24 protein-coding genes are annotated in these 26,646 nt (G+C 38.0%); 18 read left to right on the plus strand and 6 right to left on the minus strand.

Translation table 11 applies throughout. The features are described from left to right. Nucleotides 1–64 precede the first annotated feature (64 nt). The 4 genes from L0B53_RS13595 to L0B53_RS13610 form a co-directional block, all read right to left on the minus strand. On the minus strand, nucleotides 65–1,354 hold the full coding sequence (locus L0B53_RS13595; RefSeq protein ID WP_235060147.1) for an NAD(P)/FAD-dependent oxidoreductase: 1,290 nt from the start codon (nucleotides 1,352–1,354) through the stop codon (nucleotides 65–67). A 145-nt stretch (nucleotides 1,355–1,499) separates the two neighbouring features. Beyond that, the gene (locus L0B53_RS13600; RefSeq protein ID WP_235060148.1) at nucleotides 1,500–1,697 is read right to left on the minus strand and encodes a hypothetical protein; all 198 of its coding nucleotides are present in this window, start codon (nucleotides 1,695–1,697) and stop codon (nucleotides 1,500–1,502) included. A 597-nt stretch (nucleotides 1,698–2,294) separates the two neighbouring features. Next, a complete protein-coding gene (locus tag L0B53_RS13605; protein WP_235060149.1) occupies nucleotides 2,295–3,317 on the minus strand; it encodes an acyltransferase in 1,023 nt (340 codons plus the stop codon). Nucleotides 3,318–3,565: 248 nt separating this feature from the next. After that, entirely contained in the window at nucleotides 3,566–4,213 is a 648-nt protein-coding gene (locus L0B53_RS13610; RefSeq protein ID WP_235060150.1) for a LysE family translocator, read from the minus strand. Between the two features lie 242 nt (nucleotides 4,214–4,455). On the opposite strand from L0B53_RS13610, the gene L0B53_RS13615 reads away from it, so the two are divergent. Together L0B53_RS13615 and L0B53_RS13620 are read left to right on the plus strand one after the other, a co-directional pair. After that, nucleotides 4,456–6,753, plus strand: coding sequence for a molybdopterin-dependent oxidoreductase (locus L0B53_RS13615; RefSeq protein WP_235060151.1), 2,298 nt, complete (start codon nucleotides 4,456–4,458; stop codon nucleotides 6,751–6,753). Between the two features lie 77 nt (nucleotides 6,754–6,830). Then, nucleotides 6,831–7,289 carry a hypothetical protein gene (locus tag L0B53_RS13620; protein WP_235060152.1) on the plus strand — a complete coding sequence of 153 codons (459 nt, stop codon included), beginning with the start codon at nucleotides 6,831–6,833 and terminating at the stop codon, nucleotides 7,287–7,289. Between the two features lie 192 nt (nucleotides 7,290–7,481). Here L0B53_RS13620 and L0B53_RS13625 read toward each other — a convergent pair whose 3' ends face one another. Next, nucleotides 7,482–7,820: a hypothetical protein gene (locus tag L0B53_RS13625; protein ID WP_235060153.1), complete on the minus strand. Its 339-nt coding sequence runs from the start codon at nucleotides 7,818–7,820 to the stop codon at nucleotides 7,482–7,484. 157 nt (nucleotides 7,821–7,977) lie between these two features. Between L0B53_RS13625 and L0B53_RS13630 the strand changes: the two genes are divergently transcribed. From L0B53_RS13630 to L0B53_RS13695, 14 genes are all read left to right on the plus strand, one after another. Beyond that, a complete protein-coding gene (locus L0B53_RS13630) occupies nucleotides 7,978–9,378 on the plus strand; it encodes a family 1 glycosylhydrolase (RefSeq protein ID WP_235060154.1) in 1,401 nt (466 codons plus the stop codon). Nucleotides 9,379–9,751: 373 nt separating this feature from the next. After that, nucleotides 9,752–11,395 (plus strand): arylsulfatase, encoded by a 1,644-nt coding sequence (locus L0B53_RS13635; RefSeq protein ID WP_235060155.1) that lies wholly within the window; start codon nucleotides 9,752–9,754, stop codon nucleotides 11,393–11,395. Nucleotides 11,396–11,486: 91 nt separating this feature from the next. Further along, nucleotides 11,487–11,945 (plus strand): hypothetical protein, encoded by a 459-nt coding sequence (locus L0B53_RS13640; protein ID WP_235060156.1) that lies wholly within the window; start codon nucleotides 11,487–11,489, stop codon nucleotides 11,943–11,945. Nucleotides 11,946–12,064: 119 nt separating this feature from the next. Next, nucleotides 12,065–13,378, plus strand: a complete 1,314-nt coding sequence (locus tag L0B53_RS13645; RefSeq protein ID WP_235060157.1) for an anaerobic sulfatase maturase — start codon at nucleotides 12,065–12,067, stop codon at nucleotides 13,376–13,378. 74 nt (nucleotides 13,379–13,452) lie between these two features. After that, on the plus strand, nucleotides 13,453–13,911 hold the full coding sequence (locus tag L0B53_RS13650) for a hypothetical protein (RefSeq protein ID WP_235060158.1): 459 nt from the start codon (nucleotides 13,453–13,455) through the stop codon (nucleotides 13,909–13,911). 171 nt (nucleotides 13,912–14,082) lie between these two features. Beyond that, on the plus strand, nucleotides 14,083–14,982 hold the full coding sequence (locus L0B53_RS13655; RefSeq protein WP_235060159.1) for a LysR family transcriptional regulator: 900 nt from the start codon (nucleotides 14,083–14,085) through the stop codon (nucleotides 14,980–14,982). Nucleotides 14,983–15,137: 155 nt separating this feature from the next. Next, nucleotides 15,138–16,109 (plus strand): MoxR family ATPase, encoded by a 972-nt coding sequence (locus tag L0B53_RS13660; RefSeq protein WP_235060160.1) that lies wholly within the window; start codon nucleotides 15,138–15,140, stop codon nucleotides 16,107–16,109. 10 nt (nucleotides 16,110–16,119) lie between these two features. After that, complete coding sequence (locus L0B53_RS13665; protein ID WP_235060161.1) at nucleotides 16,120–17,055, plus strand: DUF58 domain-containing protein; 936 nt, start codon at nucleotides 16,120–16,122, stop codon at nucleotides 17,053–17,055. Then, nucleotides 17,048–17,230, plus strand: a complete 183-nt coding sequence (locus L0B53_RS13670) for a hypothetical protein (RefSeq protein WP_235060162.1) — start codon at nucleotides 17,048–17,050, stop codon at nucleotides 17,228–17,230. Before L0B53_RS13665 ends, L0B53_RS13670 begins: the two co-directional genes overlap by 8 nt. A 44-nt stretch (nucleotides 17,231–17,274) precedes the next feature. Further along, on the plus strand, nucleotides 17,275–17,556 hold the full coding sequence (locus tag L0B53_RS13675; protein ID WP_235062258.1) for a DUF4381 domain-containing protein: 282 nt from the start codon (nucleotides 17,275–17,277) through the stop codon (nucleotides 17,554–17,556). Further along, a complete protein-coding gene (locus tag L0B53_RS13680) occupies nucleotides 17,556–18,539 on the plus strand; it encodes a VWA domain-containing protein (RefSeq protein ID WP_235060163.1) in 984 nt (327 codons plus the stop codon). The genes L0B53_RS13675 and L0B53_RS13680 overlap by 1 nt, the downstream gene beginning before the upstream one ends. Beyond that, a complete protein-coding gene (locus tag L0B53_RS13685; RefSeq protein ID WP_235060164.1) occupies nucleotides 18,539–20,065 on the plus strand; it encodes a VWA domain-containing protein in 1,527 nt (508 codons plus the stop codon). Before L0B53_RS13680 ends, L0B53_RS13685 begins: the two co-directional genes overlap by 1 nt. Beyond that, nucleotides 20,062–21,048, plus strand: coding sequence for a BatD family protein (locus tag L0B53_RS13690; RefSeq protein ID WP_235060165.1), 987 nt, complete (start codon nucleotides 20,062–20,064; stop codon nucleotides 21,046–21,048). Before L0B53_RS13685 ends, L0B53_RS13690 begins: the two co-directional genes overlap by 4 nt. Beyond that, the gene (locus tag L0B53_RS13695) at nucleotides 21,042–21,317 is read left to right on the plus strand and encodes a hypothetical protein (RefSeq protein ID WP_235060166.1); all 276 of its coding nucleotides are present in this window, start codon (nucleotides 21,042–21,044) and stop codon (nucleotides 21,315–21,317) included. Before L0B53_RS13690 ends, L0B53_RS13695 begins: the two co-directional genes overlap by 7 nt. Before the next feature lie 87 nt (nucleotides 21,318–21,404). On the opposite strand, the gene metC is transcribed toward L0B53_RS13695, so the two are convergent. Continuing rightward, nucleotides 21,405–22,595 (minus strand): cystathionine beta-lyase, encoded by a 1,191-nt coding sequence (gene metC / locus L0B53_RS13700; RefSeq protein ID WP_235060167.1) that lies wholly within the window; start codon nucleotides 22,593–22,595, stop codon nucleotides 21,405–21,407. Nucleotides 22,596–22,925: 330 nt separating this feature from the next. Between metC and pheS the strand changes: the two genes are divergently transcribed. Continuing rightward, nucleotides 22,926–23,909 (plus strand): phenylalanine--tRNA ligase subunit alpha, encoded by a 984-nt coding sequence (gene pheS / locus L0B53_RS13705; RefSeq protein WP_235060168.1) that lies wholly within the window; start codon nucleotides 22,926–22,928, stop codon nucleotides 23,907–23,909. Nucleotides 23,910–23,927: 18 nt separating this feature from the next. After that, nucleotides 23,928–26,348 (plus strand): phenylalanine--tRNA ligase subunit beta, encoded by a 2,421-nt coding sequence (gene pheT, locus L0B53_RS13710; protein ID WP_235060169.1) that lies wholly within the window; start codon nucleotides 23,928–23,930, stop codon nucleotides 26,346–26,348. The last annotated feature ends 298 nt before the right edge of the window (nucleotides 26,349–26,646 follow it).

The raw sequence follows: 26,646 nt of genomic DNA on the forward strand, positions 1-26,646 counted from the left end.
ATGATTGCGGCGTAAGAACATCAATCAACACCCTAATTACTTCAAGTAAGAAGGGTATCGTGATTTAATCTAATTTTAAGCTTGGTCTAATCTTTTTGTTTAATCGACTTGCCAACATAATAAAACCTGTACGCATATAACCGTGAAGCGCTAATTGGTGCATACGATAAATTGAACCATACATAGTATGTGCAAGTTGTCCTTTAACTACGACTGACTTCTTGGTTACACACCCAACTGTATTAAAGCGACTTAATGAAACAAGCGTCCCTTTATTTGTGTAACTAAAATTATCTAAACGTTGATAATTTAATTTTTTACAAATGTTTTTATAACAATGCATCGCCATTTGGTGTGCAGCTTGACCTGTAGGTGGCACAGTTGTGTTATCTGCTTGCACAAAGCTTGCACAATCTCCGATAGCAAAAATATCTTGATCCATCGTGGTTTGCAGGGTGCCGTTAATAACCAATTGATTGATACGATTAGTTTCTAAACCATCAATATTTTTCAAAAATTCAGGGGCTTTGACACCTGCGGCCCAAACCATGATTTTAGCATTGATTTTTTCACCGTCACCAGTAATAAAACCATCGGCTTCAGCTTGAGTGACACGCGTATTACAACGGACATTAACCCCAATCGCTTCTAAACCTTCTTGCGCTTTGGTTGCGATTTTTTCTGGTAATGCTGCAAGTAAACGAGTGTGTGATTCAATCAGATTAATATTCAATTTTTGAGAATTCAGTCCGGACATACCATAGTTGTTTAATTCTATAACGGCATTATGAAGTTCTGCTGAAAGTTCGACACCTGTCGCACCACCGCCAACAATTGCAACATCAAGCGTCTCATCTGAATTCGATGAGCTATTGGCTGCATTGATTCGGGTGAATTCATTATTGATGATTTCACGAAGGTGTAAGGCCTGTTCTGAACTATCCAAAAATAAACAGTGTTCAGCAACACCTGAGGTATTAAAGTCATTGGCTTTTGAACCAATCGCAAGGACCAAAATATCATAATTGATGGTACGTTGGGTAATGACTAAATTACCGGCATCATCTTTTATTGGGTCGATCGTAACGGTTTTATTCTCACGATCTACTGCGGAAAGGTTACCGCGTTTAAAAGTAAAACCGTTATGATGACCATGTGCTAGGTAACTGACACCATCAATATCTGAATCAAGTGCCCCCGTTGCGACTTCATGAAGTAAAGGCTTCCAAAGGTGAGTTTTGTTTCTGTCAATGAGTGTGATTTGCGCTTTCTCATTGCGCCCAACACTTTTACCTAATTTTGTAGCAAGTTCTAAGCCACCAGCGCCACCGCCAACAATAACAATTCGGTTCATAATAACTATCCTGAAATTCAAAAAATAATATAAAGTGGGTATATATAGGATTAATAAACCAAAGAAGTTATTCATCTCAAAATACAATACAGATAAATGAGCTGCACTTTGAAATGAATAAAAGACTCTCTGTTACGGTATGTAATTAAGCAGCAAAATGCTCTTCAACATTGACTGGCTGACCATTTAAATCTAGTTTTAAATGTGCAATAGAACGTTTGATCAATTGAGATGCAATTAAAGGTGTTACTGCACATGTGAAACCTTTATGGAAGTGAAGAGCTTGACTCCATGGAGCTTCTTGATGGATACCAGTTTTATCGAATTCTACAACTATTTTCATGATGCTTTCCTATTTAAATATTTTGTCTGATTAAATTTGTCTGATTAAATTTGTCGTTAATCATTGCCTCGCAACCTGTTTAACGACAACTGAATCATACGTTAAAAGGTTTCTAACATTCAAAGTAACTTAAGATTTCAAAAATGTACTTGCTCACCTATTCGCGATAGAAACAAGTTGAATACAAGTTGAATACAAGTTTAATATTCACTAAAAACGAATAAATAAGTATAAAAAAATCGATAAATGAATAGGGAGCATTAAGAGTTGCAAGTTTAACTTTCAATTTTGGAATTTAAATTTCGCTTTGAAAATGTGATCTCAATCATTGATTTATTTAGCGAATACCTATAAGAGGTTGGAGGGTTTCTATTGCACACCTATAAAGGACTACCCCTTGTGAGAGGGAGGGGTTGTGCCTCTATTTTAAGCTTATTTGAAGGGCGTGTTTTTATTGTTCAAAAGTTGTTTGATTGTCGAGCGCTTCTGTTCTTTAATAATGAACGGTGAGAATAATCTTTAAGAAAAGAGTTTAAAACAGCTGATAAGAAGATACTTATCAGCTGGATAAATAATGAGGTATTTATAAAAAAAGAGCTAGCGTAAAAGCCACCGTCTTAATTGACTGTTGTTTATTAGATTAACAATAAACCACGAAAGAATAATGGTAAAAGTAAAAACGGTAATATCAGCAATAATTGGACTGAACTGCAAAATACCAACTACATTTTTCATTAAGATAATAATAATGAGATGAATAACATAAACACCCAAAATATTAGCTGATAATTGATACACCCATGTTCTATTACCCCAGTTTGGTTTTGCTAATAGCATTATAAATAGCCCTAGCCCCCAAAGTAGAGTACCGAATAGAAAGTCATGAATAACGAAGGCGATATTATCTTGAACTAAGCTTAACGCTTCATAAAAGTGTAACCCCATACCGACTAACATGATGACTAACCCCTTACTAAAACTGATTTTAATATTGTGCTTTCGAATGATAAACCCAAGAGTGACCATTAATGTACTGAAGAAGGGGCCATTACGAGTAAAAAATGGAGAACTCAGTTCAGTTAAAGGTTGATAGCTGCCAGCAAGCACACCATAGAGATAGAGTAAAATACTAAGCGGCAGTAACAGTTTAAGTTGCTTGAAGTGCACTAATACCGCAATAATCCCAACTGCAATAATTAAGGCAGGCAAAAACCACAGATGAACTAATCCACCTTCCATAACACTGTTTAAAGGCTTCATCATCAGATAATTAAAATATCCAGTACGTTCAGCGATATAACCATGCTCCATTACTTTTCCCATATTAAAGGGAGTCGCGAGTGAAATAAGGCTCCATACAATCCAAATTTTGAATAGAGGTATGGAGTATTGTTTGAATGTACTAAATGGGGAATTAAGTAGTTTGGGCGCAATTAAGTAACCAGAGATCAAAAAGAACAGTGGCACCGCAAAACGAGCACCTTGGTTAATCAATTCGCCAATAATCGGTTGATCATTAATCAGTGGCGCTTTCATAAAAAGCTGACTATGAATAGCAATAATCGCCAGCATGGCAATTAAACGACCTAGCTCTAAGCTCGATATTTTTTTTGAGTTCATATTGTTAATTAAATGATAAATAATAATCTCTATCTTAATGATATACAGAGAGAATTAAACTAAATGTTATTAATTTTGTGACTCGTAATAAATAATTGATGTATTTTATCGAATTCAAAAAAGAAACGGTAACAATAAGTAAAAAGCAGACTTTCTTTTTTACGATAGGTTGATTTTAGGCTTAGTTATTGAAGTTGCAGTGGGGAAACTGCAACTTAAAATAGATGAGGTGTAATCAGTTCGTAGAGTTATATTGCGTGCACTGTTGGAAGCTGGGTAAAGATTAACCAAATGGCTAAAGCAAAGAAAACCAGTCCCATCACTTTATGTTGATAATGCTGAACCTTCGGATTGGTTAATAATACTTTTCCAAGGCTTCCAACTAGGAGTACTAATATGAGATTAAACAACAGACCCATCACATTCAAGATTAAGCCTAACGTTAACATCTGAATGCCTGAACTTGCAGCAATATGATTTGAGACAAATTGAGGTAGGAACAGAATGAAAAAGATCAATGCTTTTGGATTTAATAAGTTACTAAATACGGCGCGTCGATAGAGTAATTTTGCTAAATTATTGTTCTCTTTGATTTCAGGTGCTTGACTATTATCGGCAGTAAAGCTGTCCCAACCCATTTTTAGTAAATAAAGTGCACCAGCAATACGTAAAAACTGTAAAGAAACAGGATAGATACTGATTAAGGTCGAAACACCAAGGGCGGCAAGTAACGTTAATATTAGTCCAGATGTGCAGTTACCTAATGTGGCGAATAAGCCTACTTTTTTGCCATAACTTAAACTTGAACTGGCAATTAATAACATATCGGGGCCTGGAATCAGTAAAAGGGCGATAATGGCAGTGAAATACACTGGTAATATGGCTAAGTCTATCATTTTACACCGTCTTGATTTAAAGAGGCGCTATTTTAATGTAATTTTGATAGAAATAAAGCAATATTATGATGATTGATAGCAGAAGCTTTAATTCATGGTTAATTATTTAGAGTTTATACTTTAATTACTTCAGTCAGTTAGCTTGAGTTTAATCAGATTATCGAAGTGACTATTTATATTGTAAACTTCAGGTTATTTTGGATATTAATTGTAATTGCTCTTCTTATTGGTAGGATTTTGAAATGACAAAAAACCATCTAACAGCGGCACATTGGGGATTAATCTCTGCGAAAGTTGAAGATGGCAGGGTTATTTCATCTAAAGCTGACAATCGTTGCCAATTTCCGAATGGAATGCAGTCTCAAGTGGCTAATCAGATTTATTCTAATCGTAGAATAAAGCAGCCAATGATTCGCCGATCCTGTTTAGAACATTGGCCAAACCATCAATCATTACGTGGTAAAGATGACTTTGTTGCCATGAGTTGGTCACAAATCTATGAATTTATTCATCAACAGCATTTAAAAATTCGAAATAAGTTTGGTTCACCAGCAATTTATGCTGGTTCCTATGGTTGGGCATCAACGTCAACACTTCATCAACCTCAAACTTTACTTCGTCGTTATATGAATCTTGCTGGTGGCTATGTCGGCTCAACAGGTGATTATTCTACTGGTGCATCACAACTTATCATGCCTTATGTGACGGGGAACAATGAGGTTTATGACCAACAAACCAATTACCCTGACATTATCGATAATAGTGAATTAGTGGTTTTTTGGGCTGCAAACCCAAAAGTGACGTTAAATGTCGCTTGGACAGTGGCTGATGAGGAAGGGCAGACGTTTCTCGCTGAATTGAAAGCGAGTGGCAAAAAAGTGATTGTCATTGATCCCCGATTCTCTGAAACAGCAGAATATTTATCGACTTCAAACACTCAAGAGAATCAGCACTGTCAATGGATTGCCCCTAAACCCAACAGTGATACCGCTTTAATGTTAGGTATTGCACATACCTTGATTAAAAATGGTCAACATGATTGTGAGTTTATTCAAACGTACAGTGTCGGTTTTGACCATTTAAATCGTTATCTTAATGGGGACGAAGATGGTATTGAGAAAACAAGCAGTTGGGCGGCAAATATTTGTGATGTTTCTGTCGATGAGATCGAAGGTTTAGCCGAGAAATTCTCCTCTCATCGTACGTTTATTATCTCTGGTTGGAGTATGCAACGTCAACAATTTGGTGAGCAGAAGCATTGGATGTTGGTTACCTTAGCGACATTAATGGGGCAGATAGGTTTACCTGGTGGGGGTTTTGGTTTAGCGTATCGATTTAATAAAACGTCGTTAACAGCAGATAATAAATTAAAAATAGGTAATCCTTTAACTGATAATACTAAACCGTTATTTACTATTCCTGTTGCCAGTATTGTTCAAGCCTTAGAAACACCGAATAAAGAATTTAACCATAATGGTAAACAATATACTTATCCAGATATTAAGATGATTTGGTGGGCGGGTGGAAATCCTTTTTCTCATCATCAAGATACCCAACGATTAATTAAAGCTTGGAAAAAGCCTGAGTTAATTATCGTTTCTGATCCCTATTGGACGGCCACTGCTCAATATGCTGATATTGTTTTACCTATTGCGACGACTTATGAGCGTGATGATTTAGTCTTAATGGGAAGTGAAAGTCATCATCGAATCGTCCCAATGAAAGCGTTAATTGAACCGCAATATCAAGCTAAAACTGATTTTCAAGTTTTTAGGGAGTTAAGTCATTTATTAGGAAAAGAGGATCAATTTACCGAAGGGAAAAATGAGTTTGAGTGGTTAAACGCATTCTACAGTTCACTTGAAGATCAGCCGTTGAATTTAAAAGAAAGCTTGCCGTCGTTTAATCAATTTTGGGAGCAAGGCGAGGTTTATCCAATATCATATATTTCTGACAGCAAGGTTTTAATTAAATATCATAGTTTTAGAGCTGATCCAGATCGATTTCCGCTGAAAACAGCCAGTGGCAAGATTGAAATATATAGTCAAACTATTGCCGATTTTAATTATCGAGATTGCCCGCCATTTCCACAATGGATGGAGCCTGAAGAGTGGGCTTTAGAAAATAAAGAGAACGGTTTCCATCTCGTTACACCCCATAAATCTAATCAGTTGCATAGTCAATTAGCGGATAAAACTATGTATAGTGAATTTGTTTATATCCACCCTGAAGATGCTAACTATCTCAGTGTGAATGAGGGGGATAAAGTGCTTATTAGTAATCTGCGAGGCGCAATTGTTGCCGTAGTTAAAAAGACAAACAAAGTTCGTCTAAAAACCGTAGCCATTTATCAAGGTGCTTGGTTAACATTAAACTATAATAATATTTGTCTAGCGGGGGCAGTCAATACATTGACTGCAGATAGAAGAAGCTCTCAATTGGCTAATGGTTGTGCTGCGGGATCAACGTTAGTCTCGATAAAAAGCATTCCCGATAATTTAAATTCATTGGTTAAAGATTCAAGTTTTATGAATAGATGATTCAAGGAATTTAAATTTTATCGACCAAATAGATGATGTATAAAGATGCTAACTAAATTTTATTGGATAGTGTTGTTATGACGACGTTTAGGTATAAGGACAGAGCAATTATTTCAGTTGTAGATATTCAAAATGTGAATAGTTTTGACGTTATCTCTAAATCCATTGAAATAGCTCAAGAATTGAATGCTGAATTGCATTTAGCGTATTTTCCACCAGATAAATATATTGATAAAAAAGCATTGATTCAATGGCCACAGTTGAGACTATTTATTGAAGAAAATAGTCATAAAGAGATGAATGATAAAGGCAAAGCGGCATTTAATGACAGTCGTTTTATATTAGAAACTTTCCAGTTTGCAGCTTCGAATGTTCATTTAATGCTAGGTTCACTTTATGATGAATTAAATCAATTAGTTCATCAATATGAAGTACCATTAATTATTGCTGAGAAAGGTTGTCATCGGAGTTATATTCTTCATTGTAATACTCATGAAATGAGCGAAGAGATAAATGCTGATTTGATTTTAATTTAATACTTTTACGTTAATATCTGGCTGTAAATCGTTCATGTAAAAAGAGGATAGATTAGTAAACGACGCTTATTTACTCTCTGTCTATCCCCTTATTACTTGAAGGTGCTAGATTGTTGACGACGTTCATTCACGTGCAACTTACTAGCAACTCCATTGACTTAAGGTATAAATGTCATGCTTACAATCGGAACTTTAATGGATTGTTGGTGCTTGATCCCCGTATGGATTGATAATATGCGGCATGATATTTGGAAGATCTATCGTCACATCTTCATCTGAAGTTACCGCTTCAATTTGAATGTGATACCAACCTAATAAACCAAAAATAGCGTATCCACATGCATCATCATCTTCTTGGGTGGTGTCTTGGTGCTCGATAATTATCTGTAAGAATCGGGTAATTGCACCATCACTGCTCTTAGTTAATAGTTTTGTTTCTTTATAAATTGATTGAGCTTCTTCAATTAATTCAATGCTATAAGGAACTTCCACAGCCAATTCAAAGCTGCCACCTTGTATTGTAATTCTCATTTTAGTTACTTTCGAAATTTTAGATAATTTATAATAGCAATATACTAAACTAATTTGAATGAGATTTATCATTAAATAGTACCAACTTATCTTCATTTTCGGGATAATCTATTAATAAGTAAAGCTATCATCCACTGCTATATAAGGACTCAATGTTATGACAATCAAGAGTAGTTTTCCGGAAGGATTTTATTGGGGTGGGGCAATTGCCGCTAACCAAACTGAAGGTGAATATTTAACCGATGGTAAAGGGTTATCAACGTCAGATCTGTTGCCTCAAGGTATTTTAAGTGACCACCAACCCAAAGAGAGTAAATCGGAAGGAATTAAAGATCTCGCTATCGACTTTTATCATCGATACCCGGAAGATATCGAACTATTTAACGAAATGGGTTTTAACTGTCTTCGTCTTTCTATTGCTTGGACGCGAATTTTTCCCAATGGCGATGAATCCGAACCCAATGAAGCAGGACTCGCTTATTACGATAAAATATTTGATGAATTAGCTAAGCATAATATTACGCCATTCGTGACGCTGTCACATTACGAGATGCCTTTTGGGCTAGTTGAAAGTTATGGTGGGTGGGGAAATCGAAAACTCATTCAATTCTTTATTAACTACGCTACCGCCGTTTTTGAACGTTATAAAGAGAAAGTAAAACTGTGGTTGACGTTTAATGAAATCAATATGTCACTTCATGCGCCATTTACCGGTGTTGGTTTAGATGAACAAGCCTCAGAGCAAGAAATTTTCCAAGCGATTCATTATCAGCTGGTGGCAAGTGCTCAAGCGGTGGAGTTATGCCATAAAATTATTCCTGATGCGAAAATTGGTAATATGTTATTAGGGGCGGTTAATTACCCTTACACTTGTCATCCCAATGATGTACTAGCGGCAATGCATGAAAATAACCAATGGCTGTTCTTTGGTGATGTACAGACGCGTGGTAAGTACCCAGGTTACATGTTGCGTTATTTCCGTGATAACAATATTAATGTTCAAATGACTGAACAAGATATTACCGATCTTGCCGCCGCAAGTGTTGATTTTATTTCGTTTAGCTACTACGCCAGTGGTTGTGCAAGTGCTGATCCTAAACATAAAGAGACCGGAAATATTCTTGCAAGCGTTCCAAATCCTCATTTAGAAAAGAGTGAGTGGGGATGGTTAATTGATCCGAAAGGGTTACGTTACTTATTGAACCTACTTTACGATCGTTATCAAAAGCCGCTTTTTATCGTTGAAAATGGATTAGGCGCAAAAGATACGGTGACGGAAAGTGGTGAAATTATTGATGATTACCGCATCTCTTATTTAAATGACCATTTAGTTCAAGCTGAAGAAGCGATTTTAGATGGGGTGGAGTTGATGGGCTTTACCAGTTGGGGACCGATTGATTTAGTGGCGAATTCAACGGCTGAAATGAGTAAGCGTTATGGCTACATCTATGTTGATCGCCATAATGACGGTTCAGGTACCCTTGAAAGAAGTCGCAAGAAGAGTTTCTTTTGGTATCAAGATGTGATTAGTTCGAATGGTGCAACGCTGAAGCGTTAATTAGTTCAATATTACCTACAAAATCCATAGTTTTTCTTTTAAATTGATTAAAGAAAGGCTGTGGATTTTTTTATTCACATAAAAAACCACTTTGTTATAAATTAATTCCATTCATGTTATTTTTAAACACAAGTGCTTGAAATGTATAAATAAAAAGATAAATATTGTAAGTAAATGTGTCATTCGTATTACTCCATTCAACTGCCTGATATTTAAGTGTTTATCTTTATTTAAGCTTGTGGATTAAATAATATTTAATTGACCTTTAAAGCTCATCATCTTCTCAATCTCCTTGAAATCAATAAAAATATACCCACTTGAGCCGAGTCGCTCGGAGTCAAGCATCTTTTTTTAACAATGAATGGTAAATTTGATGAACTTATTCAGTAAAAAAACATTTAAGAAAAAACTGTTAACGTCTGCTTTATTAGCAACGGCGACAGTGGCTTCTGTTGGTGCTCACGCAGCAACTGAAGCGCCAACGGCTAAGCCAAACATTCTTGTAATGTGGGGTGATGATATCGGTACTTGGAACATTAGTTTCTGGAACCGTGGTCTAATGGGTTATAAAACACCTAATATCGATAAAATCGCTAACCAAGGTGTAGCATTTACCGATTATTACGGTGAGCAATCTTGTACTGCAGGTCGTAGTGCATTCATTACTGGACAGGATGGTCTTCGTACAGGTATGACTAAAGTTGGTCTGCCAGGTGCTCCAGCAGGTATTGCTGATGATGATTTAACAATCGCAGAAGCTTTACACAAGATGGGTTACATGACAGGCCAATTTGGCAAAAACCACCTTGGTGATAAAGATAAAGATCTACCAACGAACCACGGGTTTGATGAATTTTACGGATTCCTATACCACTTAAATGCGATGGAAGAGCCTGAGCATGATTGGTATCCAAAAGATCCTAAGTTCCTTGAGAAGTATGGACCGCGCGGTGTTATTCATGCAACAGCTGATGGTGAGATCAAAGATACTGGACCATTAACTATCAAGCGCATGGAAACTATTGATGCAGATATTACTGCTCGCACAATGAAGTTTATGGATAAGGCAATTGCTGCTAAGAAACCATTCTTCGTGTGGTGGAACTCATCTAAGATGCACTTTAAAACTCACATCGATCCAAAAGACAGAGGCATCTCTGGTCAAGGGTTCTATAATGATGCAATGGTCGCTCATGATAGAGATGTTGGTACGCTTCTTAATTATTTAGATGATAAAGGTATTGCTGATAACACTATCGTAATGTACGGGACGGATAACGGTCCTCATTTCAATGCATGGCCTGATGGTGCAACAACACCATTCCGTTCAGAGAAAGAGACAAACTGGGAAGGCGCATACCGTGTACCTGCATTCGTAAGATGGCCTGCTGGTCACTGGAGTGGTGGTCGTGTTCTAAATGGCATGGTTTCTGGTCTTGATTTCCTACCTACTTTAGTTGCTGCTGCGGGTGATCCAAACATCAAGCAAGAGCTGTTAAAAGGCGGATATAAAGCAAATAACAAAGAGTTCAAGATCCATTTAGATGGTTATAACATGAACGATTACTTTGCTGGCCGTGTAGATAAGACACCTCGTAAATCAGTGTTCGAATATAACGCCGATGCACAAATCGTCGCAGTTCGTTACTCTCAAGATAACTACGTTGGTGGCGGTAAAGGTACAACAGATTGGAAAGTGGTTTATGGTGAACAACGTGCTAAAACAATGGCACTTTGGGCTGAACCGTTCACATGGTTACGTCTACCTAAGATCTTTAACTTAAGAACTGACCCGTTCGAAAGAGCAGACCATAACTCTAATAACTATTGGAGCTGGGAACTTGATAACGTATTTGTTTTCTATAAAGCGAACGAATTAGTTAAAGAACACCTAATGACTTATAAAGAGTACCCACCTTCACAGCGTCCTGGCTCATTCACTATGAGTGGCGCAAGTGAAATGGTTTATAAGAACTTCGGTATGGGCCCTGGTGGTTCTAAAGTTGACGCTAAATAATTAGTTGTTAATCATCGTTAATCTTCAATGATTTAATGAGTAAGTAAGGGTGGATTCTATTCACCCTTTTTTTATTTTGTGAGTTTATATTATGAAAAAATTATTGTTATTAGTTGCACTTTTACCTTTTTATTCAAATGCAGGTACAAATGCCACGTTAGATAATGGTGACGCTAACAGTGCGTTATATCAGAATATGCAAAGAATGGCACAGTATGATAATACCGCCCAAGATATTTCAGCGGGTAAATTCAATATGCCAAAAACAGCAGAAGAGAATGCGTATCAGACTGAAAAGCCCTCAGCAAATACTCAACAACAAGCGGCATTAAAACAGGCTCAACAACATCCGGTTAGTCAGCCATCAGAACAACGTTATTCTCATCAAGTTCAAGAGCCAACTTTACAGTCAACTTCAACTACGGCCAGCGTGACTAATCATGCTTCAACAAGTAACGATGGTGCTTATCAATCTATTTTATTGCTTATTCAAAATACGCAGTTAACTGAAAGCCAAAAAATCAATTTAATTAAAGCTATATCACATTGATTTTAATATCTTATTTTTGTGGATTAAGTATGACTTAATTACTGCATAAATGAGGTTGCATGGACGCATTATAGTTTTGGGTTATATTGCTTATCACTAACTGTCCAGGTGATTTTATTATGAAAAATAACGATTTTGTTCTTCAAGCTGCGCCACAATTTAACGGAAAAGCGTCTAAGCGCATGCATTTGATGGCTAAGCCGATTGGCGCTGCTTGTAATTTAGATTGTGATTACTGTTATTACCTTAGTAAGCAGGATCTTCTCGAATATAAAAAAGGCTGTACGCCAACGCTAAGTGAAGAAAACTTAGAAACCTATATTCGTATGTATATTGAAGGACAAAATACACCTGAAATCATCTTCTCTTGGCAAGGTGGTGAAGCAACCATGTTAGGTGTTTCATTCTTTGAAAAAATTGTTGAATTACAGAAAAAATATAAGCCATCTGGTATTAAGATTTCTAATGATTTACAAACTAATGGCATGCTTTTAAATGATAAATGGTGTGAGTTCTTAAAAAAGAATAATTTCTTAGTGGGTATTAGTATTGATGGCCCTCAAATGATGCATGATGCCTACAGAACAACTCGTTCAGGCAAAGGTACATTTAAACAAGTAATGGCATCGATTGAACTTCTACATCAATATGAAATCCCTTTTGCTACCTTAACTTGTGTCAATAACTTAACGAGTCGTAATCCTTTGGAAGTGTATCGCTTTTTACGCGACGAAGTAAGATCACCTCAAATGCAGTTCATTCCAATCGTTGAAACTAAAAGTTTTCGTGAAACAGCACCTAATACTTGGTCTGTTGATGAACGCTTAACTCAAGGGGATAAACGATTATTACCTAGTTCAAAAGATTCTGTTGTTGAATCATTTTGTGTTTCAGATCAGGCTTGGGGTAACTTCCTGATTGCCATCTTTAATGAGTGGATCTGTAACGATTTAGGTAACGTCTTTGTTCAATACTTTGAAGCTTTTTTGGAAGCATGGATGGGGAATCAAAACCCACTTTGCACGCTTGGGGAGATGTGCGGTAAAGGGTTGGCAATGGAACCAAATGGTGATGTTTATACCTGTGACCACTATGTTTACTCTGAATATAAAGTCGGTAATATTCAAGACAGTAATTTAAGTGAGATGGCATATTCAGTGTCCCAACAAAAGTTTGGTTTAGCTAAATCTAAAACGCTGCCAACTCAATGTCAAAAATGTGATTATAAATTCGCTTGTTTTGGTGAGTGTCCCAAAAATCGATTTATTAAAACTAAAGACGGTGAAGAGGGGCTTAACTATCTTTGTGCGGGTTGGAATAAATTTTATCAACACGCCGATGCTGGTTTCGCTTTTATATTAAGACGTCTGGGTAAACCTGTCGCACATGGTAAACACAGTGATGCGCTTTTAAAGCAAGTTGGTATTAAATAATATCTGGAAACGGATTCATTTTTTAGCTTCTGATTTACTAAGCACTATCAGAAGCTTTTTTTTAAGGTATAAGAATGTTTTCTTTTAATCGATTGTATTTTAAATCTTGTCTTAGCCGACTTTCAAAAATTTTATCGACCATCATTTTTTCAATATTGGTTGTAAGTTCAACTCAAGTGATTGCAGCACCGCTTCAAGAGGGATTACAACCAGAAGTCCCACAAATTCATGCAACTGAGGCAGAGTTAACTGCGGTTAATCAAGCTAATTCGGCGTACTATAATGCGTTGAGTCAACAAGGTGATGCCAATTGGGTGATGGATTTATCAAGAAAAGGACAACTTAAGCAAGAGTGCTACCTGTCTAAAACTGAATCCGTCGTATTAGGTAAGCGTCATCAAGTTAATAACCTAGATATGACGTGTGTTCAACTAGGTACATCCACTCGTATATTTTGGCCAACTCGTTGGTTTAAATTCTGTATGGAGACAAAAACGGATTTACCGACTTGTATGATGCAAAAAATTCACTAAATGATATCCATATTTATTCTGTTTAAGTTTTAATATTTTTATATCGTTGATTTATTAATGTTATAGCTAGCTGTAGACGATGATTTTTTTCATGTTATTTGAAAAAATTGATTAGTTTTTAAAGAATTATAAGCCATACTAAAAACATATTTAAAACTATGTTGGCTAATTATGGATCTTAATTTATTTAAAACCTTCGATCTTGTGATGAAAACCAAGAGCATTAGTGAAACAGCTAAAATTCTTGATATAACCGCACCAGCGGTAAGTTATGCTTTGAATAGATTACGTGAACAGTATAAAGATCCTCTTTTCATTCGAAAAGGAAAGGGGATTATTCCTACTAGTTTTTCAGTCACGCTTCATGCACAAATTGAAACCTCTCTTTTAACGCTCCTCGATAGTGCAAATGAATTTGAGAGCTTCGATCCTCAAACATCGACCAGAGTATTTCGTATCTCAAGTCATTCCGATATTGATTACTTTATTATGCGTGATTTCTTTGAATATAAAAAAGATAACCTTCCTCATGTTATGTTACGTGCGGTTCCTGTTGAGTTAGATGTTACCGCAAGATTGCAGGATTTACGTTTAAGAAAAGTCGATTTAATCATTTCAACGTTACGACCGACTGAGCCTAGCTTCTCTAGTCAAATGATTATGAATCAACGGTGTTGTATTATCGCTAGAAAAGATCATCCAAGAATCAATGGTAATATTACGATTTCACAGTTTTTTTCAGAAAAACAGATCCAATGGTCGACGGATGAATTTCAAAAGGTTTTATTCAGCTCTATTATTGAACAACATCCTGAGGCGCCTAATTTTGTTTATCGTAGCGATAGCAGCTTAAGTAGTTTAATGATGGTGAGTTCTACTGATTTATTCTCAGTTGTTCCAGAAATATTAGCTAAAGAGTATGCTGATGCATTGAATCTTCAGGTGATTCCTCTGCCTTTTGCAGCAAGTAAGATTTCTATCTATGCAGTGTGGCATCAAAGTCAAACGGATGAAGAAGGGAATAAGTGGTGTCGAGAGATGATAAGTCAACTAACTGAGAAATATCGTTAATATGCTCGATGTTTTTAGACAGTGATGATTGTTATCTCTATATAATCAAAAGTTATTCTTTTTAATTAAATACAGTTTAATTGACGTTTAAGTTACCGTATCTTTATCTTTTATACATTTAAATTACTATGATTGAAAAATTTCATAGGTGATTTATGTTGAACGATATTGGTAATCATACTGCATTACAATCTTTAAAAAATAGTTTAGAAGGCGAAGTGATAGGTCAGGAGCATGTTGTTAATGCACTGCTTATTGCGCTACTTGCTGACACTCATATTTTATTAGAAGGCCTTCCTGGTACGGCTAAAACACGCTCTGTTCGTTCATTAGCAAGCAGCATAGATGTTGAACTTAATCGTGTTCAGTTTACCCCAGATTTGATGCCCACCGATGTGATTGGCTATGAGTCTATTTCTGAAGGCTCGACACTTTCATTTGTTCAAGGCCCTGTTTTCACCAATATTCTTCTTGCCGATGAAATTAACCGTGCGCCACCAAAAGTGCAATCTGCATTATTAGAAGCGATGGAAGAACGCCAAGTCACGGTGAGCGGTAAAATGTACCCTTTGCCCGATATCTTTATGGTGCTTGCTACTCAGAACCCGGTTGAGCAAGAAGGCACTTATCCTTTACCTGAAGCTCAGTTAGATCGCTTTTTAATGAAAGTGTCTGTTGATTATCCAGATCGTGACCAAGAGTTAAAAGTTTTACGGTTAGTAAAAGGCGAGCAGATCACTAAAAAGATTCTAGAAAAGGTCTCCCCTGAATTTATTAAAAATGCCCGTGAAGAGGTGAAAACTCTTTATACCTCAGAATCTATAGAGCAGTATATTGTTGATCTAATTATCGCGACACGAACCCCAGCACTGGTTATTGATGACCACCAAAACCTATCAAAATCTATCTCATTTGGTGCAAGCCCACGTGCAACCTTAGCGTTAGATAAAGCTGCACGTGCTCATGCTTATATTGAAGGTCGTGATTTTGTCAGCCCAGAAGATGTTAAGGCGGTACTTCATCAAGTGTTAGGTCATCGCATAAAATTAAGTTTTGATGCTTTATCTCGAGGACTTACGGTTAAAGATATTATTGATGAAATTAACCAAAAAGTCTTATTAGGTTAAGGTGTCAGTTATGAGTGATCACAGAGTTTGTCTCGACTATTCTCGTTTATCTTATTTAGAACAGTGTTCACGCTTTCTGTCTCTGAATGTCAAGTTTCGTCCTAGTGGGTTATTTTCAGGCCAACATCGCTCTCTTTTACGAGGGACGGGATTAAGCTTTGAAGAGTTAAAACCTTATCAACAAGGGGATTCGGTAAAGAATATCGATTGGAAATGTTCTCAACGAAGTCAAAAATTAATCTCCAAAGTCTATACCCAAGAGACAGATCGTCCTGCAATCATCCTTTGTGATCAACGAGTTGAGCTTTTTTTTGGTAGTGAGCAATATATGAAGTCGGTGATTGCAGCTGAGTTAGCGATCATGATGGGGTATCTTTTTAAAGCGCAGGGTGATCGTGTGGGTGGCGGTGTCCTTGCAACGGATTCAAATGCCTTTTTTCCATCAACTCGCGCTTCAAGTAGCTTTAACGCTTGGTTATCTGAACTCGTTAAATCAAATCAAAGCTTATCAAGTAGTGCTCTCGGTGTTGACAAAAAAACGGGAAGTCGCACAAAGGATCATCTTAAGTTAATCGATGATGCCATTCAAACGTTAGGAATGAGTGGTACGTTTGTTTTTGTGACGGATGGCTTAAATCTGAGTGATGAGTTGTTAGCGAAATTAAAACAGAATGCGCATCGTCATAATATTATTCTCTTTTTGATTAATGATCCCTTAGAGCTTGATTATCAACAAGCGGTTGGTCTGGCGATTACTGATGGTCAAAAACAGGTGATGCTTGATGAAAATAGAGATGATTTGATTTTATATCGTCAAGCGATTGATAAGCGTCTCGCTGATATTAAAAAAGAGCTAAATTTTAGTGCATTTCCTGTGATTGAATTTAATACAACAGAATCGTCATATTTGCAGTTATCTAAACTGTTGGGCGGTGCATATGCTTAATCATTTTGGTCAATCTATTTTTGATATTCCTGCGGGTTTTGGTAACTATCTGCTAAAAAATAACCAACAGGTTTTTCAGCCAAACTCTTTGCCTATTTACTCTCTCACTTTAACGACGAAGTTATTGATGGCCTGTATTCTTTTACTGCTTGTTGTCTGGGGAGTAAAAAAATAAAACGTTGGAAAAAGAATGCTTATCGAAGAGAAGCAGTAAAAGCAATATTAACTGTCGATGAGAATCTGGCCATTAAGTCATTAATGCGAATATTAAAAAAAGCAGCAATTCTTGTTTACCCTTATGATTTTCCAAATGGTTTATATCACCATCAATGGTTTGATTTTCTCGACAGTAAAGTGGATCAACCTCTGTTTAGTGAACAGATCCGTGATTATTTAATTAAAGTTGATTATCGACCTAATGAACATTTCAATTCGAATTTGAATCATTTGGCGATAGCAGCCGCTGTGAATTGGTTGAAACAGCATAAGGAAGAAAGATAATGACATTTTTATCGCCTTGGTGGTTACTACTGATCTTTTTAGCGCCATTAATCTATTTTTTTGCTCCTTCTTATAAGCGTCAGGAAGTGTCTGTGTTTGCGCCATTTTTTAATAAAGTGGTCGATGAAACCAGTAAAGAAGCGTCTGAGCAGAGTACGGTGCCAAAACGTCAAAAAATTCAAACCTGGTCCCTAATTATGACTTGGCTATTATTAGTGATTTGTACCGCACAACCCGTGATATTAGGGAAACCTATTGTTGAAAAAAGTCAGGCAAGAGACTTAATGGTGGCGTTAGATTTGTCACAATCTATGGATAAAGTCGATTTTACGGCACCGAATCATCGCAAAATCTCTCGCTGGCATGCATTACAAAATATTGTGCAATCCTTTGGTGAGAAGCGTAAAGGTGATCGTTTAGGCTTAATCGTTTTTGGAAGTGGCGCCTATCTTCAAGCCCCTTTTATTAACTCGACCTCAACTTGGGTACAAATCGTGAAGAACTTATCAACAGGTGTAGCAGGGCCAGCAACGACGATTGGTGATGCTATCGGTTTGAGTATTAAAGCCTTTGATGGTTCAAACTCCAAAGATAAGATGTTGATATTGGTGACAGATGGTAATGATACTATGAGCCGTCTTCCTCCTGTAGAAGCGGCAAAAGTGGCTAAATCGAAAGGAATAAAAATTTATACCATTGCGATTGGTGATCCAAAAACTGAAGATCCAAATACAAAAGTAGATGTCACGGCATTAAAGAAGGTCGCTCAAATGACGGGGGGTAAAAGTTATCTAGCCTTGGATAGAAATTCACTTGCAGATGTTTTTAAACAGATAGATAAGATTGAACCAAGTAACTTTAGTTCGATTTCTCATCAACCTTATCAATTTTTGTACCCACACATTCTATTGGCACTATTACTCTATTACTTATTGATGTGGGTTGGGTTAATTACGCTTCAATACAAAAGAAGGCGCGCGTAATGAGTCATTTTCATTTTTTAGATATCTCGTTATTTTGGTTATTAATCCCAATTATTGCGCTCCTTGTTTGGCAATTATTAATCCGAGAGAAACAGTCTCCTATGTTAAAGGGGGCAATTGCACCCCACTTATTACGTTATTTAATAAAAAAGCCGAAAAGAAGTAAAGGATTGCAGCCGCTGATTTTTGTCACCATTTTGTTGTTTCTTTTAGTGCTGATTATTGCAAAACCCGTGTGGCGAATTGCTGATAATAAACAGAGCAGTCATTCACCGCTTTATATTGTGTTAGATCAATCGCAGTCGATGAAAAAGAGAGATGTTGCACCCGATCGAACGACAAAAAGTAAATTGCTAATCAATACCTTAATTAATGCTGGAATTAATCGACCAATCTCAATTATTGCGACGGCGGGTTCATCTCATGTACTGATCCCTCCAACAAAAGATGAGGCATTACTTTCATTATATTTAAGTTATCTATCTCCGGATGTTATGCCCGAGGATGGCGGCGATCTAGCGCGTTTAGTGAAGCGATTTAAATTGACTGATGGCGCTGTTGTCGATAATGCCGCGATCTTGTTAGTGACGGATGGAATGAGTTCAGGGCAAAAGCAGTTAAGCTATTTTGCAAAAAAACATCATATGGATCTCAATGTGTTATACCTAAATGCATTGGGTAAAAGTTTAGCCACTGAACTCAATGTTTCAGGATTTAATGCCAACTCAATGAGCGTCAATGATAATTCACTCATTCGTTACTATATGGCACTTGGCAATGGTTCTGAAACGGGCAGTTGGCAAGATGAGTCTCATTTCATGATCATTGTGTTAACTCTGATTGTTGCTTTGTGGTTCCGTAAAGGATTCACGTTACAGTGGGTTTTCTCAATTCTGTTATTTTTACCTTTAGGCCAACAGGCACAAGCTAGCCCATTGGATTGGTTTGTTACGGCGAATCAACAAGCGACGTATTATATGACCCAAGGGAATTATAAAAAGGCCAGTGAGTTGTATACCTCGCCAGAGTGGAAAGGGTTGGCTTGTTACTATGATGAGAACTACACATGTGCCATTAAAGCGTATAAAAAGTTGGGGACCAAAGAGGGGCTTTTTAACATGGCAACGGCGTATGCACAAAATGGCCGTTATCAAAAAGCCAAAGATCTCTATCAAGCCTATTTGACGTTAGAGACTGATGATAAACAAGCGATCGCGCAAGCAAAGGCAAATTTAAAAGCCCTAGCACCTATTTTATTAGAGATGAAGCAGTTAAGCGAAAATCAGCATGATCAACATCCACCGTCACAAGATGCACCACCGCCGCCGGATGATGTTAATGATATCTCTAAAGGCGCAAAGAGAAAGTCATTCGGTCTACTGCCAAAATCGAAGCTGAGTGCTAACCAAATATTAAGCAGTGATAAAGCAACCAATAAATGGTTACGTGATATTAGTAAAGATCCTAAAGAGTTTGTTCGTAAAAAGTTTTTGGCTGAATATAATCGGGAGAATAACGAATCATGAAACTGTTTTCTTCTTTCAGATTAACGTTTAAGTTAAATATAAAGGTCACCTTATTGTGTCTGATCTTTTCATCCACTGTTTTTGCTCGCAATGGGCTTGATTTAACAGTTGAGCAGAGAGATTTTGCACCCAATGAACAGATAACGCTCTCTTTTGAGGCGTATACCGACAGCTATTTTGTTGATAGCCCGAGAGTTCATATGCCAATGATTAATCACGCATTGGTTAAGCAAGAGGATCCTCAAACCCATTCAGGTTTTAAGATTATAGAAGGAAAGAAATTTACTGTTCAACGATGGAAAACTCAAATTTATCCATCACAAGATGGCATTTATACCTTACCTGAGATTCCGGTCACTCTAACGATTGCTGGGAAAGCAGGTAAGAGCGTTAAAGTGGCGCTGACAACTAAACCATTGGCACTGCTGGTTAAGACACCTAAAGCAATGATAGGCAATAAAGATTTTATTACTTCTCAGCGGGTGAATATTAGCGATCAATGGCAAGAGGACAGTAAAAAAGTACAAAAAAGCCAGAGTACACAAGGTCATTCTAATAACGGCAATTCGAATGCCAACGTAAATTTAGATTTAGGACAAAAAGCAGGGTTAAACCAGAATAGAGTATTACTTAATAAAAAGTACCATCAAGGTGAGCTGATTACTCGAGATATTACGATTACTGCTGATAATACGTCTATTCTAACTTTACCTGATTTTACACCGAAATCTCAAAAAGGCATTGCGGTTATTTTAAGCGAACCCGTTGTGAGTTCTCATTATCATCGAGGGAATCATTACGCTTCAATCACTCAGAGGATAACCTATAGTATTGAGAAGAGTGGCCGTTATCATTTAGGTGGAGAAACTGTGAGCTGGTGGAATCCGGTTATCAAAGAAAAGCATACTTGGCAGGCGAAAAAAGTTGAACTTAACGCGGGGGAATTAACTATCTCTACCTTGCTTATGGACTATTATTGTTAGCTATTATCTCTGTTGTATATAAGGTTCGCGGTTATTTTTATCATATAATTAAATCATTGGTGAATACCCAATATACTTTATTATTTGGCTCATCAAGAATGTGGTTAAATAGCTGTTATCAAAAAGTCGCCAAAAGGAAAGGGTTACGTTTAAATGATAAAGTGAAATCGCCTGAAAATATCGTTCAAGTGATGAAAAATGAATACAGTGAACAGACTAAAAAGGTTGGGAGCTGGCGACGTATCGCGCTTTTCTTATCAATAAAATAACTTAAAACTTAAAAAACGACGTGATGTTTTCAATAAGAAAGCGTCGCGTCGTTTTTTCTATTTACCCATTAATATCAATTGAGTGGATTAGTGACTGATGCGCTCAAATCCGGCAGCCAAATCTTCAATTAAGTCGTCACAGTTTTCTAAACCAACATGAATGCGGATTAAAGTTCCTGTAAAGTCAACGCCACCAGCAGGCCGCATACTTTTTACCTCTTCAGGTTGGCTGGCTAAGATTAACGATTCAAATCCACCCCAAGAGTAAGCCATACTAAAGTGTTCAAAATTATCTAAGAAATCCTCTAATTGTTGAGCGGTTAATTTCTCTTTTAATATAAAGGAGAATAGACCGTTACAGCCTTTAAAGTCACGCTGATAAAACTCATGCCCTTTCGATTCTGGAAGAGCAGGGTGATTGACGCGTTCAACTTCAGGGCGAGCAGATAACCAGTTGGCAATGTTAATACTCGATTCTTGATGCTGTTTTAAACGAACGCCCATGGTACGTAAACCACGAGAGGCAACATATGCGGTGTCGGCATCACACATTTGACCCATTAAGTAAGAGCGTTCACGGAGTTGATCCCAACAACGATCATTGGAAACTGCAGTGCCTAACATCGCATCAGAGTGGCCAATAATGTATTTTGTCCCTGCTTGAATAGAGATATCGATATCATGTTCAAAGGTTGGGAATAAAATGCCCGCTGTCCATGTGCTGTCTAACATAATGATAATTTCAGGCGCAACGGCACGGACGGCCTTAACTATCGACGGAATATCTTGAATCTCCATGGTGATTGAGCTTGGCGATTCTAAAAATAGTACCTTGGTATTCGGCTGTACCAGATTGGCAATTTCAGTACCGATTAATGGATCATAATAGGTGGTGGAAACACCCATATCGTTAAGGATGATATTACAAAACTCTTGGGTAGGTTCGTACGCGCCACCAGTCATTAATAGATGGTCACCGGTTTTGACGAAAGAGAGAATGGCATTGGAGATGGCCGCAGCACCACAAGGATATAGAGCACAACCCGCGCCACCTTCAAGTTCTGTCATCGCTTCTTGGAGAGCAAAGTGAGTTAACGTTCCGCGGCGGCCATAAAAAAGTTCACCATGGGCACGATTTTTTGCAGCTTCTTTTTTGGTTTTAACCGAATCAAAAACGATAGATGAAGCGCGTTGAATAACAGGGTTAACAGAACCTGCGGTGAATTTTTTGCCACGTCCGGCACTGACAAGTTGGGTTTCGATATTTTTAGATGACATACTTAATCCTTTAACGCTATTTTATTATGATCCTTATTGCTTCAATTAGTAACACATCACACTGTTATCATCAATGAATTCAATGTTGTTTGCTGTACTTTTATTTACAACTCATTTACTTATTGCTGAAATAAGCGACGAATTAATCTGGGATTTGGCTTTTTTCTCTATTTAGTTTAATTTCCTCTCTCAAGGCGTTGGCATTTAACCTTAGTTTTATTACTATGTTGGTTACGTTTACCTATCTGTCGAAGATTTCGAATAATCGTTGAAAGTTCGGCAGGTAATCACTCTTCCCAACAGGGCCACTGATAGGTGGATGAGGAATCGATGCAACATTTAGAACAAATCATTGCGAATGCAACGACTGCGATTGAGAGTGCTGACTCTCTCGTAGCACTGGACGATGTACGCGTTCAGTACCTAGGTAAAAAAGGCGAGCTAACGGCTCAGTTACAAAGCTTAGGTAAATTACCACCAGAAGAGCGCCGTAGTGCTGGTCAAGAGATCAATAAAGCAAAAGGTGTTGTCCAACAGACAATTGCAGCTCGCAAAGATGCACTACAACGTGCCGAGCTTGAAGCTAAATTAGCCGCTGAAACTATTGATGTGACACTGCCGGGACGCCGTATTGAAAATGGTGGTTTACACCCAGTGACACGCACGGTTGAGCGTATTGAGCAATTTTTTGGTGAGCTTGGTTTCAATACAGAAGCGGGCCCTGAAATCGAAGATGCATTCCACAACTTTGATGCGTTAAACATTGCCGCTGATCACCCAGCGCGTACTGATCACGATACGTTCTTCTTTAATCCTGATCTTATGCTACGTACTCACACTTCTGGTGTTCAGATCCGTACGATGGAAAATGGTAAACCTCCTTTCCGCTTCATCGCACCGGGTCGTGTATATCGTAACGATTATGACCAAACTCACACGCCAATGTTCCACCAAGTGGAAGGGATGTTAGTGGATGAAAACGTCAACTTTGCCCAGTTAAAAGGTATTCTTCATGAGTTCCTTTGTAACTTCTTTGAAGAAGAGGTTGAAGTTCGTTTCCGTCCTTCTTACTTCCCATTCACTGAGCCTTCAGCAGAAGTGGATGTTAAAGGGAAAAATGGCAAGTGGTTAGAAGTATTAGGCTGTGGCATGGTTCACCCTAATGTTCTACGCAGTGTGGGTATCGATCCTGAGAAATACTCTGGCTTTGCATTTGGTATGGGCGTTGAACGTCTAACCATGCTTCGTTACGGCGTAAACGATCTACGTGCGTTCTTCGAGAACGATCTTCGTTTCCTAAAACAATTCAAGTAATTCTGAGGATTAATCACAATGAAATTTAGCGAATCATGGCTTCGTGAGTGGGTGAACCCTTCAGTAACGACTGATGAGTTGACGCACCAAATTACAATGGCTGGCTTAGAGGTAGATGATGTTCTACCTGTCGGGGGTGAGTTTACTGGTGTTAAAGTGGGTCAAGTGGTTGAGTGTGGTCAACACCCAGACGCTGACAAATTACGTGTAACAAAAGTGGATGTGGGTGCAGAAGCGCTACTTGATATTGTTTGTGGTGCTTCTAACTGTCGTCTTGGTATCAAAGTTGCTGTGGCAACGGTTGGTGCTGTGTTACCGGGTAACTTTAAGATCAAGAAAGCAAAATTACGCGGTCAACCTTCTCACGGCATGCTTTGTTCATTCACTGAACTAGGTATTGATGTTGAGTCTGACGGTATCATGGAATTAGCGGATGATGCGGTTTTAGGTACTGACTTCCGTGAGTTCTTAGGTCTTAATGACGTGACGGTTGATGTTGACTTAACGGCAAACCGTGCTGATTGTTTCAGCATTCGTGGTTTAGCGCGTGAAGTGGGTGTTTTAAATCGTGCCGATGTGACTGAGCCCTCTATTGAAGCGGCAGCAACGTCAATCGAAGATACCGTTTCTATCGAAGTTAAAGCAACAGAAGCGTGTCCACGTTACCTTGGTCGTGTGATCAAAAACGTTAATGTTCAAGCGACAACACCGCTTTGGATGCAAGAGAAATTGCGTCGCTGTGGTATTCGTTCAATCGACCCTGTTGTTGATATCACAAACTACGTCCTTCTTGAGCAAGGCCAACCAATGCACGCATTTGATCTGGCTAAGATTGAAGGTGGGATTGTTGTTCGCATGGCAGAGCAGGGTGAAAAGCTGACTCTTCTTGATGGCAACGAAGCTGAACTAAATTCAGATACATTGGTTGTTGCGGATCATAACCAAGCACTAGCTATTGCCGGTATCTTTGGTGGTGAAGGTTCGGGTGTCACCTCTGAAACAAAAGATGTGATGCTAGAGTGTGCCTTCTTCGCGCCTGACCATATTCGTGGTCGTGCACGTAACTATGGTCTACATACTGACTCTTCAATGCGTTTTGAGCGTGGTGTGGATTTTGCACTTCAAGCAAATGCAATGGAACGTGCAACTCAGCTATTAGTTGAAATTTGTGATGGTGACGTTGCACCTGTCGTTGCGGTTGAATCTGAAGCTGATCTACCAAAAGCAAATTCTGTTGCGCTACGTCGAACTAAGCTTGATAACTTACTGGGTCATCATATTGAAGATGCAGATGTTGTTGAGATTTTAGAGCGTCTAGGTCTAACGGTTGAAACAACAACTGAAGGCTGGACGGCGATTGCTCCAACTTGGCGTTTTGATATCGCAATTGAGCAAGATCTGATTGAAGAAGTGGGTCGTATCTACGGTTACAACAACATTCCTAATCAGTATCCGGTTGCTGCACTGAAGATGAACGACCATGTAGAGGCAGATCTTCCTCTTAAACGTGTACGAAACCTGCTTGTTGACCGTGGTTTCCAAGAAGCGATTACTTATAGCTTTGTTGAACCAGAACAGCAGAAATTGGTTGTTCCACATCTTGAGCCATTAGTGTTACCGAACCCAATCTCTGCGGATATGTCAGCGATGCGTTTAGGTCTAGTTCAAGGTCTATTAAATACCGTTGTTCATAATCAAAAGCGTCAGCAACCACGTGTTCGTTTATTTGAATATGGTTTACGCTTTATCCCTTGTGATGCAGCTGAAAATGGCATGCGTCAAGAGCCAATGCTTGCGGGTGTTATCGCGGGTACTCGTAGCGAAGAACATTGGGACATCGAAACTAATACGGTTGACTTCTTTGATCTGAAAGGTGATTTAGAAGCGGTTCTTGAGTTATCAGCAAATGAAGCGAATTACTCTTTCGCTGCACTTTCAGCTGAAGTTCGTGCTCAAAACCCTGCGCTTCACCCTGGACAATCAGCAGCAATCGTTGTTGATGCGGGTCTTGATACAGAACGCGAAGTGGGTGTTATCGGTACGGTTCACCCTGAGCTAGAGCGCAAGTTTGGCTTAAATGGTCGCACGGTGGTATTTGAGATCGAATGGTCTGCAATTAATACTAAAGTGATCCCAGAAGCGGTAGCACTGTCTAAATTCCCTGCAAACCGCCGTGACTTAGCGATGATTGTTGATGAGTCTGTTCAATCTGATGTTATCGTTCGTGCATGTTGTGATGCTGGTGGCGAGTTAGTGACTGCGGCAAAACTGTTTGATGTTTACCAAGGTAAAGGGGTAGAAGAGGGCAAGAAGAGCCTAGCTATCGCATTAACTTTACAGGCAGCGGATCGTACATTAGAAGATGCAGATATGACAGCAGTTATTGAACAGGTTGTTTCAACGTTAGCCGCTGAACATAACGCACATCTTCGTGACTAATTGATCAGAAATTAGTGATACTAGCTAGTTTTTGTTAATCTTTTGAGATAAAAAAGCAGTCTTTGGGCTGCTTTTTTATTTTCTTTCATTAATGGTTTTCTAACCCTTCTTACCACCGATTGACAACTCAATTATTTTGAATATAAAAGCTAAATTTATACTTTTTACAGATTATGCGCTCAATTTTTATGATATTTGGAGCATACTGGTCAATAAATAACTTTTATCCATGTTTTTTGTTTAAGTTGCTGATTTAAGGTCTTAAATTTGCTATAAATAGTGGTAATGAATAAAAAGT

This window comes from Vibrio sp. SS-MA-C1-2 (assembly GCF_021513135.1).
Taxonomy (GTDB): Bacteria; Pseudomonadota; Gammaproteobacteria; order Enterobacterales; family Vibrionaceae.